This is a genomic window from Acidobacteriota bacterium, assembly GCA_035471785.1.
Classification (GTDB): domain Bacteria; phylum Acidobacteriota; class UBA6911; order RPQK01; family DATIPO01; genus JANQFM01.
Map to the genome: position 1 here is coordinate 1 of DATIPQ010000066.1, position 18241 is coordinate 18241.

Annotated in this window: 10 protein-coding genes; 4 read left to right on the forward strand and 6 right to left on the reverse strand. The window is 63.8% G+C overall.

Annotation, left to right across the window (positions count from 1 at the left end; all coding sequences use genetic code 11):
• Positions 1–54: 54 nt before the first annotated feature.
• Both VLU25_09695 and VLU25_09700 read right to left on the reverse strand, forming a co-directional pair.
• Positions 55–855 (reverse strand): hypothetical protein, encoded by an 801-nt coding sequence (locus VLU25_09695; GenBank protein HSR68203.1) that lies wholly within the window; start codon positions 853–855, stop codon positions 55–57.
• A 26-nt stretch (positions 856–881) separates the two neighbouring features.
• Positions 882–3890: a hypothetical protein gene (locus VLU25_09700; protein HSR68204.1), complete on the reverse strand. Its 3009-nt coding sequence runs from the start codon at positions 3888–3890 to the stop codon at positions 882–884.
• A gap of 214 nt (positions 3891–4104) precedes the next feature.
• On the opposite strand from VLU25_09700, the gene VLU25_09705 reads away from it, so the two are divergent.
• Entirely contained in the window at positions 4105–7545 is a 3441-nt protein-coding gene (locus tag VLU25_09705; GenBank protein ID HSR68205.1) for a class I tRNA ligase family protein, read from the forward strand.
• A 25-nt stretch (positions 7546–7570) separates the two neighbouring features.
• Here the strand turns inward: VLU25_09705 and VLU25_09710 are convergent, their stop codons facing one another.
• On the reverse strand, positions 7571–7702 hold the full coding sequence (locus tag VLU25_09710) for a BrnA antitoxin family protein (GenBank protein HSR68206.1): 132 nt from the start codon (positions 7700–7702) through the stop codon (positions 7571–7573).
• Positions 7703–8098: 396 nt separating this feature from the next.
• Here VLU25_09710 and VLU25_09715 point away from each other — a divergent pair, with 396 nt between their 5' ends.
• Genes VLU25_09715 through VLU25_09725 form a run of 3 tightly spaced genes read left to right on the forward strand, consistent with a single transcriptional unit; the run spans position 8099 to position 13901 of the window.
• Positions 8099–8446: a PadR family transcriptional regulator gene (locus tag VLU25_09715; protein HSR68207.1), complete on the forward strand. Its 348-nt coding sequence runs from the start codon at positions 8099–8101 to the stop codon at positions 8444–8446.
• The gene (locus VLU25_09720; GenBank protein HSR68208.1) at positions 8443–11166 is read left to right on the forward strand and encodes an ABC transporter permease; all 2724 of its coding nucleotides are present in this window, start codon (positions 8443–8445) and stop codon (positions 11164–11166) included. The genes VLU25_09715 and VLU25_09720 overlap by 4 nt, the downstream gene beginning before the upstream one ends.
• A gap of 38 nt (positions 11167–11204) precedes the next feature.
• Positions 11205–13901, forward strand: coding sequence for an ABC transporter permease (locus VLU25_09725; GenBank protein HSR68209.1), 2697 nt, complete (start codon positions 11205–11207; stop codon positions 13899–13901).
• Between the two features lie 114 nt (positions 13902–14015).
• Here the strand turns inward: VLU25_09725 and VLU25_09730 are convergent, their stop codons facing one another.
• From VLU25_09730 to VLU25_09740, 3 genes are all read right to left on the reverse strand, one after another.
• Positions 14016–15662 carry a hypothetical protein gene (locus VLU25_09730; GenBank protein ID HSR68210.1) on the reverse strand — a complete coding sequence of 549 codons (1647 nt, stop codon included), beginning with the start codon at positions 15660–15662 and terminating at the stop codon, positions 14016–14018.
• Positions 15663–15664: 2 nt separating this feature from the next.
• Positions 15665–16780, reverse strand: coding sequence for a transporter (locus VLU25_09735; protein HSR68211.1), 1116 nt, complete (start codon positions 16778–16780; stop codon positions 15665–15667).
• A gap of 244 nt (positions 16781–17024) precedes the next feature.
• Positions 17025–17921 (reverse strand): phosphotransferase, encoded by an 897-nt coding sequence (locus VLU25_09740; GenBank protein ID HSR68212.1) that lies wholly within the window; start codon positions 17919–17921, stop codon positions 17025–17027.
• Between the last annotated feature and the right edge of the window lie 320 nt (positions 17922–18241).

The window sequence follows — 18241 nt, forward strand, 5'->3', positions numbered from 1 at the left end:
TTCGCCGGGCACAGACCAGAAGTCATGGGCGGATTGGACCTGCGTAATGGCTCATCATCGATTGGCTTCCATCGCGGAGGTCACCGAAGAGAGGATTTCGGAACGAGCCTGCTCGTCCGCCACGTATTCCTTCAGCAGTTGCTCCAGCTCGTCAACGGCGTACGGCGGGTGGGAGTAGAGCTTGGTGAGGTAACGCTTGGCCCAGGGATGGAATGATTTCATAAGCCGCCGGGTTCGCATCTGTTCTGAGTTGCGTTGGGCCTTCCTTTCGTTTTCCGCAAGGGCGGCCTCGAACTTGGCCCGGAGTCCTGGGTCTTCGATGTCCTCCGGCTGTGTCGCTGAAGGCATGCCTGGCGGAGCCATGTTCCAATAGGTTTTCTCAGGCACCCAGTCCGGGTCGATGACCTCGTCCAGGCGCTTCCACGTCTCCAGCCACAATCGGGCGTCTGACCCCCTCTTCTGCACCCAGTCCTCCTGCCGCCAAGGCTTGATCAGGCTCATTTGAAGCGAAAGGGTCAAGTCCACTTGGTCCTCTATACAGAGGTTGCCGGGTCTCCGGAGCGCCCTTCTGGCGAGTTCCATCGCCAGGGGCTTGACCTTCTCGCTCTCGTCAAACTCGTCAGTGGCGAGTCGCTGAACAGCTCTCAACATTAGATGGCCGTACCACGGGCCGCCTAAGGCCTCCCATTTCGGCAGACTTGAGAGGATGGCTTTTTCCATTGCGGAAAACTCTCCCGCTTTGCCCAACTCACCCAGTTCCCGGTAGTCCACTCTGACTTGCGCCGGCCACTCCCAGGCATTGGCTGTGTCGCCTAGGAGCAGGCAAGCGGATGCGATGATCAAGAATCTCCTCATTTGGCATTTCTCTCCTGTAGTTCGCGTCAAAAGCTCGATGTCGGATCAAACCAGTTTCGCGAAAAGCTAAGTCCCCCCTTAGAGATCGTCATCTTCCCGTTGCTGTCGATCGTCGCCAAATGGGTCCAGGTGGCAAACTCGACCCAGTTGTCTTGGGAATTTCGATACTCCAATGGGATCTCCCAGGTAAATGTGCCCGCGGACCAGGGCTCAGGAGGCAAGTTAGGACTCCAGTCCCCACTGTCCACGAAGTCCGTCGTTTCCACTTGGCAGCCGTTCTGGACTGTACAAGATCCCACCATTCTCGCCGCCGATGGTGGATGTTCCTTGTTATCGTCCGCCGAGAGAAAGCCGGTCGCATCGGCCGTCGCCTGTCCCTCGCGCACCTGGATTTCGGCGAACGAGACATCCTTCGGCTCAAGGTAAGGCGTCCCTGCGAATCCCACGCCAGCCTTGCCCATGGTATGCCGGATGCCCGTTCCGGGCGTCTGTTTCAAGTACGCCCCGCTCGGGACAACGACCGTTCGATCGAAAGTGGGGCCGCGGCCCTTAGATGGACCTGCCAGAATTTCAAGCTTGAGTTCTAGGTTCGAGTCTGCTGTGTCAGGTGCTGTATACCTGCTAGTGCCGTCTTGTTGGTTTGTAAGAGCCCCGGCACCGGAAGTTTTCTTCCATTGAAGCCCACCGATTTGACTGGCAGTTACATCAGCCGGCGTCGTGCTGAAACTCAAATCGACCTGTTCCATGATTCCATACTTCATGATGCTTCGACCCTGGAAATTGTCTACCGGAGTGAGCATTCCCTCCAGATCGTAGACTTTCAGGTTGGCGGTCACCGTGTTGTCGCAGGAGGCGGTCACTGTTTTGTCTCCGTTTGCATTGAGGGTGATCATCTGGCTGGGGCCGCTGCCCGAGGCGCCAGCCGTACCGCCCCAGGTCGGCTTGCCGCCAGGCCAACCGGCCGGTTCCGCGCGAATGGCCCGGAAGTCGACCTGAGTCCCCTTGTGCACAAACAGGGTCGAAGGCGCACTCGTCCATCCCGAGTCGGGATCCATGTATTCGACGCGGCTGACCGTGCAGGGTATAACCTGCACCTCGGCTTCCGGGCTGAAAAAGCCCGACGAACTGCTCCCCGGAACCGAGAGCGGCTTGGCGGTCTCCGTGCAGGAGCAGTTCATGCCGCCAGAGGGCAGGAACTCGCAGAGGGTGGGGGGCAACCATCCCGTCCCCAGGAAGGAGGCGCCAATATCGGCCTCACCCGCTGAGTGGAACTCGACGTCGGCGCGCAGGAAATCCTTGTCCACCGAGGCCACGTCGTCGTCCGAGCTGTTGTAGCCGGCGAAACCCGAGACGTCCTTCCAGTTGGAGTCATCGAAGGTTTCCACGGCGTAGATACGGGATTCAAGACCGGCATCCCCGATGTACAAGGCGGAAGTGCCGAAAGCGTTGGGGACGCCAGCCAGGCTTGTCAGCAAGAAAAGGTTCTCCGAAGAAGCGGGGCACACTGGACACCCCGCCGGCATCGAGACACCCAGCGCGCGGTTCTCCAACACGGCCTGACCGCTGACGCTGGACGGGTCCTCGCTGTGGACAAGCAGCTTGATCTGGCCCGCCTCGGCCGTCAGAGGCAGCACCCGGCCGAACTCGTCCGGGATCTGCTGGGCCTGCAGCAGGCCGACGTCGACCATCCTGAACTCGAAGGGCTCCAGCCACTTGACGCCCGCGTAGGTGTACGACTCCCCTTCGGAATGGATGAACAGGCAGAATACGACCCGTTCCGAAGTGCGGTTGGTCAGGTACACCTTTGTCGTCCAGCCGCCTTGCAGCAGCATGGGGTAGCTGTAGCCCAGGTTGAGGTCGGAAGGCCACACCGCCTTTGACTGGTGGACATTGCCAAAGTCTTCATCCACGCTCAAGAGCGAGGCGGTGACCGCTCCAGGCGGACCACCGTATTCCAGTTCCAAACCACCGTGGATCATCTCCCGACTGCCGAACTCCCGGCCCAGCGCGTCCCAGAAACTGTCCGCCAGACTCAGGACCGTGGCCTCGTGGGGACCGAGCAACAGGTCGTCGAACATCGGTACCTTCGAGCCCGCAGCCACCGGCAGCGGTTCGCTCACATGCGCATTCGCCCGGACGGTGACCGGGAAGGGCATCTCGTTGGAGAGGACCAGAAAAGGCGAGAAGTGTTTGCCCTGGCGAGACTTGCCGACGCGAAGAGCCGGAATGCTCAGCGCGCTCCAACCAGACATATCTGACTCTTCCAGCTCAGGGGGTGTTGCAACGAAGTCGAGCTGGCTGGAGAAGCCGCGCGATTCGTCCAAGACGAATCCGCGCACGATCAAGTCGCCATGACCGCCCGAATGTGCGATTCTGAGCGCGCCGAAGCGCTCTTTGCCATGAAGCCCCGCCGCTTTGCGCAAACCCAGCCTGCGGAGTTGACCAGGTTCAAGAGTCAACGAGCGCTCCGCAGTCTTGGACTCGCTGCGGACGCTAAGAGTAGCGTTCACAACCTCCGAGCTACGATTCAGCAAGAGGATGTGCGCGTCGGAGGGCGGAGTCGGCAGCCAGAAAGGCGCCCGCCGGTCCCGGCGAGCCCCGGAGTTTCCACCGACGAACAAGGAGCTGATCGCCGTTCCACGTCTCGCGTTAATCTGAACGATCTGGGCGGGCAGACGCCCCAAGAACTCCCGAGGACAGCTTAAGACAACATAGCCGGCTCCCCTGAAGTGCCGGGGAAGTAACGGATCCAGAGGAATCCGGGCGACGCCGTTGCCCTCTGCCGTATGCTCGCTTGAGGCGATTTGCTCACCACCGGCGTCGAAGACCTCCAACCTAAAGGGAATATCGGAGGCGATTGAGTTGTTGAGGGCAACCGTCGTCTCGTAGCCGGGCCCGAGCACGAGAAACGGACTGTGCATCTCGAAGCGCGAGCCTTCCTGGCCTTGTGCCGTTGGAAGCTGGAGAAAACCGAAGGCAATGGCTGCTGTGGCGAAGGCGGCGAGTATTGCGAGGCGGACCTTGGACGTACGCATGTTGACGTACTCCTTGTTTGGCTGTTGTTCGCAACTATAACTCTCATCGAGGGGGAACGAACCAACAGATTTGATCGTTTCTATTATGATGGACGAATAGACCTTAAAGGTTCATATATTCGAGATCAAGCCGTCCCCCCTCACTAATCCTTGAGGGAACGCGGCGAAGACAGGCCGATCTGGCAGCGGGGGTTCGTGGTATTCTGCCGCGGTCATGTACAAGCCTGTTCCCAAGATGCCGGACTTCCCCGAAATGGAGCGCCGGCTGCTCGATTTCTGGCGCCAGATCCAGGCCTTTGAAAAGCTGCGCGAAAAGAACCGGGGCAAGCCGCGCTGGAACTTCCTCGACGGACCCATTACCGCCAACAATCCCATGGGCGTGCACCACGCCTGGGGACGCTCCTACAAGGACATGTTCCAGCGCTACCACGCCATGAACGGCTACGACCAGCGCTACCAGAACGGCTTCGACTGCCAGGGTCTGTGGGTGGAGGTCGAGGTCGAGAAGGAACACGGCTTTCAAAACACCCAGGACATCCTCGACTACGGCATCGACAAGTTCGTGCGCGACTGCAAGGAACGGGTGCTCAAGTACGCCGCCAAGCAGACCGAGCAGTCCGTCCGCCTGGGCTACTGGACCGACTGGGACGATCCCGACACCCTGCGCAAGCTGCGCCAGGCGCTGCACGAGGGCAATCAGCAAGTCACCGTCACCCTGCCTTCGGGCAAGGAGGTCACCGCTCCCGCCGAGGAGATCGTGGCCAAGCTGGGATCGGCCGAGTACGGCGGCAGCTACTTCACTTTTTCCGACGAAAACAATTACACCATCTGGTCCTTCCTCAAGAAGTGCCACTCGGAAGGATTCATCTACCGCGGAGCCGACGGCATGCCCTGGTGCTGCCGCTGCGGCACCGGACTCTCCCAGATGGAGGTCACCGAAGGACGCAAGATCGTCAAGCACACCGCTGTCTTCGTGCGCTTCCCCCTGCGGGGACGCGACAAGGAAGCCCTGCTCGTGTGGACCACCACGCCCTGGACGCTGACCTCCAACGTGGCCGCCGCCGTCAATCCCGACATGACCTACCTCAGGGTGCGCCACGACGACTGGACCTATTACCTGGGCAAAGAGAACTTCAGCAACGAGCGCGTCCAGAACCTGGAAGTGGCCGGCAAGCGGGTCAGCGAGAAGATGCAGACGCTGGAGAGCATGCTCAAAGGCTCGGGCCAAATGAAGGTCCTGGGCGAGCTCAAGGGCCAGGAACTGATCGGACTGGAATTCGACGGCCCTTTCGACCACTACCAGGCCCAACAGCGCCCCGGCGGCCTCAATCCCTATGCCAGCGACGTGCAGGAGATCGACAAGACCGCCGTCGAGTCTCACCGCGTGATTCCCTGGAAGGAGGTCAGCGGGGCCGAAGGAACCGGCATCGTCCATATCGCCCCCGGCTGCGGGTCGGAGGACTACGGACTCGGACTGGAGCACGGCCTGCCCGCCATAGCCCCCCTGGATGCCTCGGGACACTACCTGGAGGGCTTCGGCGAACTCAGCGGACGCATGGTGCTGACCGTGGCCGACGACATCGTGCAAGACCTGCGCGAGCGCGGACTGCTGGTGTCGAAAGAAGCCTACCCCCACGTCTACCCCCACTGCTGGCGCTGCAAGCAGGAACTGGTCTTCCGCCTGGTGGACGAGTGGTACATCCGCATGGACTGGCGCGACCGCATTCAGAAGATCGTGGGCCAGATCCGCTGGATCCCCCCCGACGGGGAAGCCCGCGAACAGGACTGGCTCAAGAACATGGGCGACTGGATGATCTCCAAGAAACGCTTCTGGGGACTGGCCCTTCCCATCTGGACCTGCGACGACTGCGGCTGGTTCGATGTCATCGGCGGACGCCGCGAACTGAAAGACCGCGCGGTGGAAGGCTGGGAGAAGTTCGAGGGCCACACGCCCCACCGTCCCTGGATCGACGAGGTCAAGATCAAGTGCGAAGAGTGCGGCCAGGCAGCCTCGCGCATCAAGGACGTAGGCAACCCCTGGCTGGACGCCGGAATCGTCCCCTACTCCACCATGCGCTACAACACCGACCGCGAGTACTGGGAGAACTGGTTTCCCGCCGACTTCGTGGTGGAAAGCTTTCCCGGGCAGTTCCGCAACTGGTTCTACGCCATGCTGGCCATGAGCGCCATGATGACCGGGCGACGGCCCTTCAAAACGCTGCTGGGACACGCGCTGGTGCGCGACGCCCGCGGCGAGGAAATGCACAAAAGCGCCGGCAACGCCATCGCCTTCGACGAAGCCGCCGAGGTGCTGGGCGCCGAGGTGATGCGCTACATCTACGCCGAGCAGAATCCCGTCACCAACCTCAACTTCCCCGACCTGCACGCGCCCGGGTCGGGCAAGGGGACGCTGGACGCAGAAGTGCGCCGCCGCCTGCTCACCCTGTGGAACTGCTACAGCTTCTTCATTACCTACGCCTCGGTGGACGAGTGGCGTCCCGACCGCCTTGACGCCCCTCTCGACACGTCCGGCCTGGGCGAACTCGACCGCTGGATCCTGAGCCGCCTGCAAAACCTCATCCAGGACGCCCACGAGGCTTTCGCAGACTTTTCCGTCTACCGCTTCATGCGCAAAATGGAGCAGTTCGAGGACGAATTCTCCAACTGGTACCTGCGCCGTTCGCGCCGCCGCTTCTGGAAGCCGGAAAGCGACCAGGACAAGCAAGCCGCCTACACCACGCTCTTTACCGTGCTGGAAACGCTGACCCGCGTGCTGGCCCCCATCCTGCCCTTCCTGAGCGAGGAGATCTACCAGAACCTGGTGCGCTCGGTGGACGAAAAGGCCCCCGAGTCGGTGCATCTGCGCGACTATCCGCAAGCCGACCAGAGCCTGCTCGACGAAGAGCTGGAAAGGCGCATCGACTGCGTCATCCGCACCAAAGAACAGGCCCTCAAGCTGCGGGCTCAGGCCAAGGTCAAGATCCGCCAGCCGCTGGGGACGCTGATCGTGCGTCCGCGCGACAAGTTCGACGCCCAGGTGCTGACAGACGAGCATTTCGCCTCCCAGATCAAGGACGAGTGCAATCTCAAGGAGATCCAGGTCATCCCCGACGAGAAGGAACTGGTCTCGGCCTCGGTCAAGCCCAACTTCAAGACCCTGGGGCCCCGCTACGGACGCCACATGAAGGCCATCGCCTCATTCCTGGCCCAGGTCGATCCCGGCGAGCTGCAGTCGGCTTTCGAGCGCGGCGAGTCCTATACCTTCGAGGTTGACGACGGCTCTGAAATCGAGCTGGACAAGTCCGACGTGGAGATGCTCCTGGAGGGGCCGGCCCACCTGACCTTCCTCTCCGAGCAGGGCGCCTTCGCCGCCCTCGACACCACCGTCACCCCCGAACTCGAGCTGGAAGGCCTGGCCCGCGACGTCAACCGCGCCGCCCAGGACCAGCGCAAGGCTCTCGACCTCAACGTAGCCGACCGCATCCACGTCCGCTACCAGGCCGACGGCCGCGTCCAGAAAGCCATCCAAACCCACCTCGAGTGGCTCAAACAAGAACTCCTGGCCCTAACCATCGACCGCGACCCCCAACTCAAAGGCGGAATCGAAGCCAAAGCCGGCAACGAATCCCTGCGCCTAGTGGTGGAAAAAGCTTAGGCCCGGCCTGGTTTCCGATTGAGCACTAACGACCGGAGCCGCGACTTCTCTTCGTGGCATCCATGTAGGACCGGAGCACGGCGTTCATGAGAGATTGATAGCCTCGGCCCTGGGCACAATACCACTCCAGTACCTCGGCATCGACGCGTAGTGAAATCGGCTACTTCGTCTGGGGCATAACTAACTTTGCTTTCTTCCAAAAGCCCCGATCCAGTCATCAAGCCAGAGCGGCGGCGTCTCTTGAACTTTACGCAGCCCTTCGAGAAAATTAGAGATTCGAAATTCAGACCAGCAGGAATTCAAGACCCGGGACGGTGTATAGGGCTGTTCTTCCCCTCATTCTCTCCAGGCTCCGAGAACCCGCTAGCGAAGACGAGTTGGCTCAGGAGCTAAACGTTCAGAAGGGTCAACTGCGTGTGTGGCTGAAGCAGGCCGTCGACGAAAATGAGATCAAAAGGAAAACGCGTCCCGTACGTTATGTCCGATCGGGTAGAGGCCACTGACCAATATATAGGGTTGATCACTATATGGATTGGTGCTATAGTTCTGGGCCATGCAAGGTGGAACGGAGCGGTGGTTGCCGTTGACGGCGCTGACTTATGACGTGCTTTTGGCCCTGGCCGAGGACGCCTGTCACGGGTACGGCATTATCAAAGAAGTGGAGCGGCGCAGCGACGGCCGGACGCAGTTGGAGGCCGGGACCCTTTATGCCGCCATCAAACGCATGCGCGACGAGGGGCTGATCGAGACCGCCAGCGCGCCCGAAGAGGCCGATTCGCGACGCCGCTATTATTGCCTCACCGAGTTGGGACGCGAAGTGCTGAGGGCCGAAAGCCGCCGCCTGGAATCGCTGGTGTCGGCAGCCCGCAGCAAGAACGTGCTCCCCGAGGAGGCCCAGTGAGGGACCTGTCCGGAGGGAGGAAAGCGCTGCCGAGTCCGGCCCGCTGGATCGTCGGGCTGTTTCCGTCCGCCTTTCGCCGCGAATATTCCCGCGAAGTCGTGGAAACTCTGCGGCAGCGCGCCGGGGAAATGCAGGACGCCAGCCTCCCCCGCCGCGCGATGTTCTGGGTCCGCGAGTGCCGGGCGCTGCTCGCTCTAGCCTTGCAACTGCGCTTCAACCGCCCCCGCCAGGGACGTGTCCGCCCTCAGACGAGGTGGAACATGTTGAAGACTCTTCCTGCAGATTTGAAACGGACTCTGCGCGGTCTGGCCCGTCGGCCGTCCTTTTCCGCGGTAGCCGTTGTAACGCTGGCGCTGGGCATGGGGGCCAATACCGTTATCTTCAGCCTGGTCGATCAGATCGTGCTTCGCCCGCTTCCCTACCCCGACTCGGACCGACTCTCGCTGGTTTATTACTATGAGTTGGACGATCCCCAAAACACTACGGTCGCCACCCCGGCCGACCATGCGGACTGGCGCCAGATGGCGGGTTCCAGCACGCCCATGGCAGGCTATTACTTCAGCGGACGCGATCTCTACGCCGAGGGCGGCGAAGCGGAGAGCATCGATGTGGTCCTGGCGGTGGGAGACCTGCTGGGACTTCTGGGCGTTCCGCCGGCCCACGGGCGTGCCTGGCAGCCCGGCGAGGGGACGCAGCAAGCCATTGTGGGATCGAGCGACGAGCGCCCGGGCGTGGCAGTGCTTTCCGACGCGCTCAGCCGTCGGCTCTTCGGCGATCCGCGCAAGGCGGTGGGGAAGGAAGTGGGGCTGAGCGGACAACTTCATACGGTGATCGGAGTGATGCCTCCCGGTTTCTACTTCCCCACCCCCGAGATCGAAGCCTGGCTGCCCGTCCAACTGACACCGCAGTCCTGGGCCAACCGCACCGAGTACTTGCTGCGGACCCTGCTCCGCCTCCCCGACCGAGGAGGGTCCCGCCAGCGCTTGCAGGCGGAATTCGACGCCTTGGCCGCCCGCCTGCGCCAGGAGCACCCCCAGAGCAACAGCGATTTCGGCATTCGACTGGTTCCGCTGCAAGAACAGTTGGTGGGCGAAGTCAAGGACTCGCTGATGATGTTGTGGGCGGCGGTGGGGCTGGTGCTCCTGGTAGCCTGCGTCAACCTGGCCAACCTGATGCTGGTGCGCAACATGGGCCGGAGTCGCGAAATGGCGGTCCGCAAAGCTCTGGGAGCCGGACGGATGCAAACTCTCTGGCAGAGCCTGCTGGAAAGCCTGTTTGTGGCCCTCGGCGGCGGGGCGGCGGGCGCGGTCCTGGCGCTGCTGAGCCTGGACGCCGTCAAAAGCCTGGCCCCCAGCGGCTTGCCGCGGCTGGATCAGGTCGCGATCGATCCGCGCGTGTTGCTTTTCAGCTTCGCCCTCTCCTTGGCGGCGGGCGTCCTTTTCGGAATCATCCCTGCCCTGCGCATCGCCCGGCTGGATCCCGCGGGAGCGCTGCAGCAGGGCGGACGCGGCCTGGCGGGCGGACGCTCGGCCAGCCGCTTCCAGCGCGGACTGGTGGTGGCCGAGGTAGCGCTCTCCGTGGTGCTGCTGATCGCCGCCGGATTGAGTCTGCGAAGTTTCCTCGAGGTGATGCGGGAATCGCCCGGCTACGACTCCCAAGGCCTGCTGGCGGTGCGTGTCTACGCCCCCTCCTACCGTTATCCGGAGCGCTCCGACGTAGACGCTTTCTTCCGGCGATTGGTGGAAGGCGGGCAGGCCTTGCCGGGCGTGGAGTCGGTCAGCCACAGTTCCGTCCTGCCGCTGTCGGGAGGAGGCAACAGCGCCTGGCTGCGCATCAAGGAAAAGCCGATCGCAGAGAGCCAGACGCCGGATTTCGTCCGCTTCCGCATCGTAGGCCACGACCTGTTCCGCACCCTCCGGATGCCGCTCCTGCAAGGACGCGCCCTGCAGGAAAGCGATGGGCTCGACAGTCCCCCGGTGGTAGTGGTCAACCAAGCTCTCGTGGACCGCTATCTGTCCGACTTGGATCCCCTCAACGTCCACATCTCATTGGGACCGAGCGGAGGGATGCCATGGAGCCGCGTGGTGGGAGTCGTCGGCAACGTGCGCAACGAGGCCCTGGACCAGCCCCCGCGTCCGGCCGTATTTCGGCTGCGCCAACAGATCGAATGGCCTTGGCGCTGGAGCCAATTGATCGTACGCTCGGATCCCGCAACCGTTGACAGCACAATCTCCCAACTGCGCGACCTGCTGCGCCGCATCGATCCCCAGCTTCCCGTTGACCGCATCCGCCGGGTAGAACAGGACATTGCTCACTCGGAGGGACTGCGCCGCGCCATTATGCAACTGCTGACGGCTTTCGCGTTGCTGGCGCTGGTCCTCTCGGGCGTCGGACTTTTCGGCGTGGTCAGCTTCACGGTTGGACGGCGCATACCGGAGATCGGCATCCGCATGGCGCTGGGCGCGGCCCCTTCGCGCATCGGAGGCTGGGTTCTGCGCAACGGACTGATCCCGGTGCTGACCGGCCTGGTGCTGGGATTGGCTGCATCGTTCCCGGTCAGCAACCTGCTCAGCAACCAACTCTACGGAGTCCAGGCCGGCGACCCCCTGACCCTCTCGGCGGTTGCCCTGGGACTGCTCTTGGTAGCCGCCCTGGCCTGCTGGCATCCCGCCCGCCGCGCCACCCGGACCGACCCCGTGCAGGCCCTAAGGGCCGAGTGATGAACCGAACTAAGCACGCCCCGAAAAAACCGCTCAGATTGGCCAAGCGGCTAATCAGCCTCTTCCCGCCAGAATTCCGCAGCGAATATGCCCGCGAGGTGCTGGAGACTCTCAGTCAGCGCGCCCACGAGGTACGCGGACGCTCATTCCGGCGCCGCCTGCTCTTCTGGACCCGCGAATACCGTTCGCTGCTGCTTCAAGCCCTGCACCTGCGCTTCAAACGCCCCCGCCAGGGACGTGTCCGCCGACGAACGAGGTGGAATATGCTCAAGACCCTTCCCGTCGACCTGAAACGAACCCTGCGCGGCTTGGCCAAGCGTCCCGGATTTACAGCCCTGGCCGTGATCACCCTGGCCCTGGGCATCGGAGCCAACACGGCCATTTTCAGCCTCATCGACCAGGTCATCCTGCGCTCGCTGCCCTATTTCGACTCCGACCGCCTGATGACGGTCTGGTTTCACGATCTTGAGGACTTCGAGCGCATCAACTCCGCCACTCCCGCCGACTACCTCGACTGGCGCGATCAGGTCAGCGGCTACGAGTCGATGGCGGCCTATTTCTACTCCAACTTCGACTTGCAGGCCGAAGGCAGCGAACCCGAGAGCATCCGCACCGTCCTGGCCTTGGGCGACCTGCTGGGCGTGCTGGGGGTGAAGCCCGCCCACGGACGCACCTGGACCTCCGAGGAGGGCCGCCAGGTCAACGTCGGCGAAGAAGGAGCCCCGGAAGACGGCCGTGCGGGGGTCATCGTGCTTTCCCACGACCTGGCCCAGCGCCTCTACGACTCTCCCGAGCAGGCGGTGGGTCAGGAGCTGCGCCTGAGCGGACGTCCTCATGCCGTGCTGGGCGTGATGCCCGCCGGCTTCTACTTCCCCTTCGCCCGCATCGAGGCCTGGCTGCCCGTGCAGCTCTCTCCGGGTTCGGCGGAAAACCGCAGCGAGTACTTCTTGCGCGCTCTGCTGCGCCTGCCCGACTCGCCCGGCGCACGCCAGCGCCTGGAGGCCGAGTACCAGTCATTGGCGGCACGCATGCGCCAGGAGCATCCCGTCAGCAACGGCGACTCCGGCATCCGGCTGATGCCCTTGCAGGAGGTGCTGGTATCCGATGTCCGCGACTCGCTGGTCCTGTTGTGGCTGGCGGTGGGAGCGGTGCTGCTGGTGGCCTGCGTCAACCTGGCCAACCTGATGCTGGTGCGCAACATGGGGCGGACGCGCGAAATGGCCGTGCGCAAAGCGCTGGGCGCCGGACGCCTGCAGACCCTCTGGCAAAGCCTGCTGGAAAGCCTCGCACTGGCCGCCGCTGGAGGCGCCGCCGGCGTCCTGCTGGCCTGGCTGGGCCTGGACGCGGTCAAAGCACTGGCGCCCGCCGACATGCCGCGCCTGGACGAGGTCGCCATCGACCCGCGCGTGCTGCTCTTCTCGCTGGCCATCTCGCTGGCGGCTGGTGTCTTCTTCGGCATCCTGCCGGCCCTGCGCATTTCCCGCCAGGACCCCGCTTCGGCCCTGGCCGGCGGACGCACCAGCGCCGGCGGACAGTCGGCCAGCCGCTTCCAGCGCGGACTGGTGGTGGCCGAGGTAGCGCTCTCCGTGGTGCTGCTGATCGCCGCCGGACTGACCCTGCGCAGCTTCCGCCAGGTGGTGTCCCAGCACCCCGGCTATGAAGCCGAGGGATTGCTGGCCGTCAGCCTCTACGTTCCCGACTACCGCTATCCCGAGAGGAGCCATGTCAACAGCTATTTCCAGCGCGTGGTGGAAGAGTCGCGGGCCCTGCCCGGCGTCACCGCCGCCAGCTACAGCTCCGTCCTGCCCCTTTCCGGGGGCGGCAACAGCGCCTGGCTGCAAGTCCGCGAGCGTCCTCACGGCGAGGGCCAGTCGCCTCCCTCGGTCTACTACCGGGTGGCGCAACGCGACCTCTTCCGCACCCTGGGGATGAGCGTCAAGCGCGGACGCGATTTCGAGCCGCAAGACCGGGCCGATGCCCCGCCCGTGGCCGTGGTCAACGAGGCCTTCTTCAAGCGCTATCTGCAAGATCAGAATCACGATCCCTTCAACACCCACATCTCGCTGGGACCGGTTGGATTCATGCCCTGGATGCGCATCGTGGGGGTGGTGGGCGACGTCCGCAACCAGGGACTCGACCAGGAAACCCGTCCCGCCGTCTTCCTGCTGCGCGAGCAACTGGTGTGGGACTGGCGCTTCGTCCAGCTCATCGTCCGCTCGTCGCCGGGCATGCTCGACGGCACCCGCGCCCAACTGCGCGAGACGCTGCGCCGCATCGATCCTCAGATTCCCGTCTTCCAGATCCGCGAAGTCAAGCAGGACATCGCCGCCTCGGTGGGGCTGCGCCGTTCGGTGGTCAGGCTGCTGGCCAGCTTCGCCGCGCTGGCCCTGCTTCTCTCCGGCGTCGGACTCTTCGGCGTGGTCAGCTTTACGGTGGGACGACGCATCCCGGAAATCGGCATCCGCATGGCCCTGGGCGCCGCCCCCTCGCGCATCGCCGCCTGGGTCTTCCGCAACGGACTGATTCCAGTGGCCCTGGGACTGGTCCTGGGCCTGGCCGCCTCTTTTCCCCTGACAGCCCTGCTGCGCAACCAACTCTACGGCGTCGGGCGGGGCGACCCGCTCACTTTGGCGGCGGTAGCCTTCGGTCTCATCGTGGTCGCGGTCCTGGCCTGCTGGCACCCCGCCCGCCGAGCCACCCGCACCGACCCCGTCCACGCGCTACGGGCCGAGTGAACCAGAGGCCCGTGGCCCTCCAGGCTCCCCGAAGGGGGGCCTGCCCTCCATGGCTTCAGCGAAGGAGGGCCGATCCAAGTGCGAGGTGCGATATGCGAAGTGCGAAGTGGCGCCCTAAGGCACCTTGATGGAATCACGAGCCAGCACCACCGCCGAGTTGTCGGACATCGACCTGTAATACCCGACAAACCGCTCGGTTTCCATGGCCCGGCGTTCAGCCAGATTGTGGGCCCAGCGGTAGGCGATGGGCTGGTACCAGAGTTCGGCGCGGACGCTGAAGGGTCCTCTCCGGGGGTCGACGGCGATGCTGTAAAGCACTTCGTCGCCGGGGGCCTCGAAATCAGCGTCCTCGACGGCTAGGCCCTTGACGGCGATGTCTTCATGGGCCGTCGACTTGTCGAATCCGCGAGGCAGGAGGCGGTTGTCTTTGAGATAGCGGATGGCGGTCAGCAGGCCGGTGGTGACCCTGCCTTGAGGATCGGCCAACACAGCCTCGTAGATCTGCACTTGATCGGCCGATTCGATGCGCTGGTGGTGGGGTTCGTAGCGGCTGCCGTCGGCGTCGTTGTCGTTGCCCTCGATCGATCCGTCGGCCTTGAAAGCTCCCGACTGAAAGACGGCCTCACCCTGGCGGTCCGAGACCGTCACGCTCAACCAGGCGCGCCGCGACGGATAGGCGGTGGGCAACTTGTGGCCGGCCAGGTTTTCCACCAGAACGCGGGCTTGCAGGCGATTCCCCTGCAGCCGGAGGTCGGTCAGGCTCAGGCGCGCTGAAGAGGTCTCGAGATGCTCGACCGTCCGCCGCGCCGCGGTCTCCAGTTCCCCGGACAGGGCCTGCACGCCCAGTTGGTCGCGGTAACGACCCAGCATGCGCAGCATGAAGAAGTTGCCTCCGCGGAAGACATGGCGTGAGAAGCCCTGGCGCGGTTCTCCCCAGACGCTGCTGACGGGCATCTCGCCTTCCACCACAGGCATGTGGCAGGACTGGCAGCTCTGGGAATCGCGGTAGGCGCTGTGCTGCCATTCCTGATAGGGCACCTGCTCGGGCAACTCGCCGATCACCTGGCCGTCCTCGTCCAGCGTGTGGGTGTAGAGGGTGTGGCAGGTGGCGCACACCTCCGAACTCTGGATGTGGGCCGACTGCAAAGGCTGAAAGCGGGAGGCCGAGTTCATGATGGCGCGGCGTCCGGCGTCGACCTCGAAAGGACCGAAGATCCAACGCTGTCCCAGGGGAGTCGTCCGGTCGATCAGGTATCCGCCCGCAAAGCTCTCGCGGGTCCCCAGGTTCTCGTCCAGGATCTGGTGACAGGCGGTGCAGGACACGCCGTCCGCGGCCAGGGCGGCAGCGCCGGAGCCGTCTTGAGCCAGATGGGCGAAGATTTGCCCTTTCAGGCCGTCGGCGTGAGCCTGGGTGCGCGACATGGGCATATGGCACTTGGCGCATTCGTCCTCGATGGCCGCCTGTGCCGAGGGATGGTCCAGCACCTCGCGCCGCACCGCCGCCTGCCAGTAGGGGTCGCGGGCCGAGTTGGCCATCATCGAGGCTCTCCAGTCGGAACCGATGGAGACGTCCTGGCCGTCGGGGCTGGTGAGGTTGTTGTGGCAGGCCATGCAGCGGTCAGAGGTCAGGAACATCTGCGGAGCCGCCGCTTTTAACCCGTCCGCCGGCTGATCTCTCTCGGCCGGGGACTCCTCGGTCCGGCCATGCGAGGATAAGCCGGTCAATGCCAACAGCAACAGGGCCAGTGTCCAGATGCGCATGCCTACCACCCCTCCAGGAATCCGCCGTCGAACCAGTCCCAAAGGATGTAGAAGACCAGGCGGGTTTCGCGGACGTCGGTATCGGTCACCGGCAGCCGTACGCCGATGTTGAACATGACGTGCTGGCGCTGGTTGAGGGTGATCTGCACCTGCGGCACCAGGTCCCAGTCGACCGGTTGGCCCGATTCCAGTTCGCGGGCGGCCAGAACCTCCAGCATAGGCGAGAAGGTGCGTCCCCAGCGGCCGGCGGCGATGCTGCGGCCCAGCACGAAGCGCCAAAAGGCCTCCTGCTCGGCCTTGTCGGTGTGGAAAGGCAATTCCAGTCCGGCTTGGGCGTGGATGAAAAAACCGGACGGCAGCACCTGCCCGTAGGAGGCGAAGGGCTCGAAGACGGCCGTGCCTTTGCCCAGTCCGTCGTCCTCGTCGCCGGTGGGCAGGATGACTTCTCCCGTCAGGCTGAAGATCGAGCCTTTCTGGAAGGAATGCCACATGGCGCGCTTAACACCCAGCGCGACATCGCCCACGCCGCCATTCCAGGCGGTTCCTGCGGCTCCTGGCAAGCCCAGCTCGTTCCAGCCGAAGGGAATCGCCAGTTCGAATTGGTTGCGGGCCCCGAAGCGCTTTTCGTAGACCACTTCGTTGAGCACCGCGCCTTCCCCCTCCAGCGAGAGATCGAGGGTGTAGACGGCTTCGTCTTCGGGGTAGGCCTTCTCGGTGAAAAGGGCACGGGGAAGATTCAATTCGCCCCGCGGCCAGTCGTCGTTGCTGCAAAACGTGCGCAGGTGATCGAGCGTCCGCTGCAGTTGCTCGATGGTGAGGGCTTGCCCGAAGGCCGGCATGAGTTCGGAAAAGGCCCGAGTCGGCCCTCCCTGGTGGGCCACCGCCAGCCAGTCGCCGTCGGGCTCGCGGGTGGCGAAGCCGCAGTCGGTGAAATCGGGCAGCGGCGTATCGAACCCCACCTGCTCCGCCGGCGCCCCCCGTCCGTCCGCCCCATGGCAGGCGGCGCAGGCCCGCATGTAAAGTTCCCGCGCACTACCTTGACCTTGCGCCGCCACCGCCTGAGTTGCCAGCAAAGCCGCCGACAAGACAAGGGCCGGTCGCAGTGAAGCACCCAACATCACTGCCAGCTTACCCGCTCCCGGCCACTCAGCCAAGCACCGGACTAGCGCAGTGCGTCGGAAGTTTTGAGCCACCCTGTCGCGTTATTCCACGCTTTCAGCGTTCGGACCTTTGCCGTCTGAAACCCAGGGTGGCGCCGCCGTCTCGCTAGCGCTCGCCGGGGCTGACCCCGGGCTAGCGAATCTGTCCCTGTCAGGGACAAAAACCGACGGCCCTGGCGCAGAATTTATGACCCCGGCAGCACTAGCCGTCGGACAGAAATACTTCCAGCCAGTTCTGGCGCTGGCCCTTGGGAGGCTTCCAGTCGGGGCTCCAGCCCAGCCATTGCAAGGCCAGGGCGCGGCGCAGGAAGGCGACTTTGGGCCGGTCGGCGTCGGCCAGGCCGTAGGCGCCTTCGATTTGGGTGATTTCGTCTGCTTTCCAGGGCCCGCTGGTGAGGGCGGCCAAGTCCAGCCACCGCGGCCCTCGCCCCGCCATCTCCCAGTCGATGGGAACGATGCGGCGATCCTCAGCCAGCACGTTCGAGGCGTATAACTCGCCATGAACAAGCCCCTGCGGGTAAGACTCTATCTCCTCCACCCGCTTCGAGAATCCCGCACGCGCCGACTCGAACGCAGCCGACTCCCCCTCGAGAAACCGGCCCGCCCGCTCAGCCCAGCGTTCAAACCAGGCGGCGTCATAGCTCAGCAATCTCTCCTCAAGATGCTCGGATCCCGACCAGTTGTCGGCGAAATGCTCATGGAAGCGCCGCAGCCACCTCGCGGCCTCTTGCCAGGACTCGATCCCGCATTCATACAACTCCGCCCCCCGCACGCGCTCGATAAAGAGAATGCCGTCCTCAAACCCATAAAACCGCGCCGTCCCCAATTCATCCTGCAATGGAGCCAACAAATCCAGATAAACCGCCGCCTCCCTCAGCGGATCCACGACAAACCCCGGCTTAGCGCCCGCCGCCCCCTCCAACATCCGGTCCCTGGAAAGATGCTTGCAAACCACCTCGACTCTCTCGCCAGAGGCTGGCTGGATTTGCAGTGTGTCGATAGGGAAGCTAGACGCCTTGGCTAGAACCTGATGGCCGACAATCTCGGCCCGTACTCCCAGGCAGGCTTGCAGAGCCTTCTGGATTGTCTCACTCGGCATCAAGGTAGCCCGCTCCCACCGATGGGCAGCTAGTGCTGCCGGTCATAAGTTCTGAGCCAGGGCCCTCCGTTCTTGTCCCTGACAGGGACAGATTCGCCAGCCCAGGGTCAGCCGCGGCGAGCGCCAGCGAGACGGCGGCGCCACCCTGGGTTTCAGACGGCAAAGGCCCCAACGCTGACAGCGTGGGATAACGCGACAGGGTGGCTCAAAACTTCTGACGCACTGCCCTAGCGGTGATGGGCTGACCGTGCTAGCCTCCATTCCGGAGGTGTCCCGATGAAAAGCGCATTGCTCTCGCTGCTGGTGATTTTTTCGTTTCA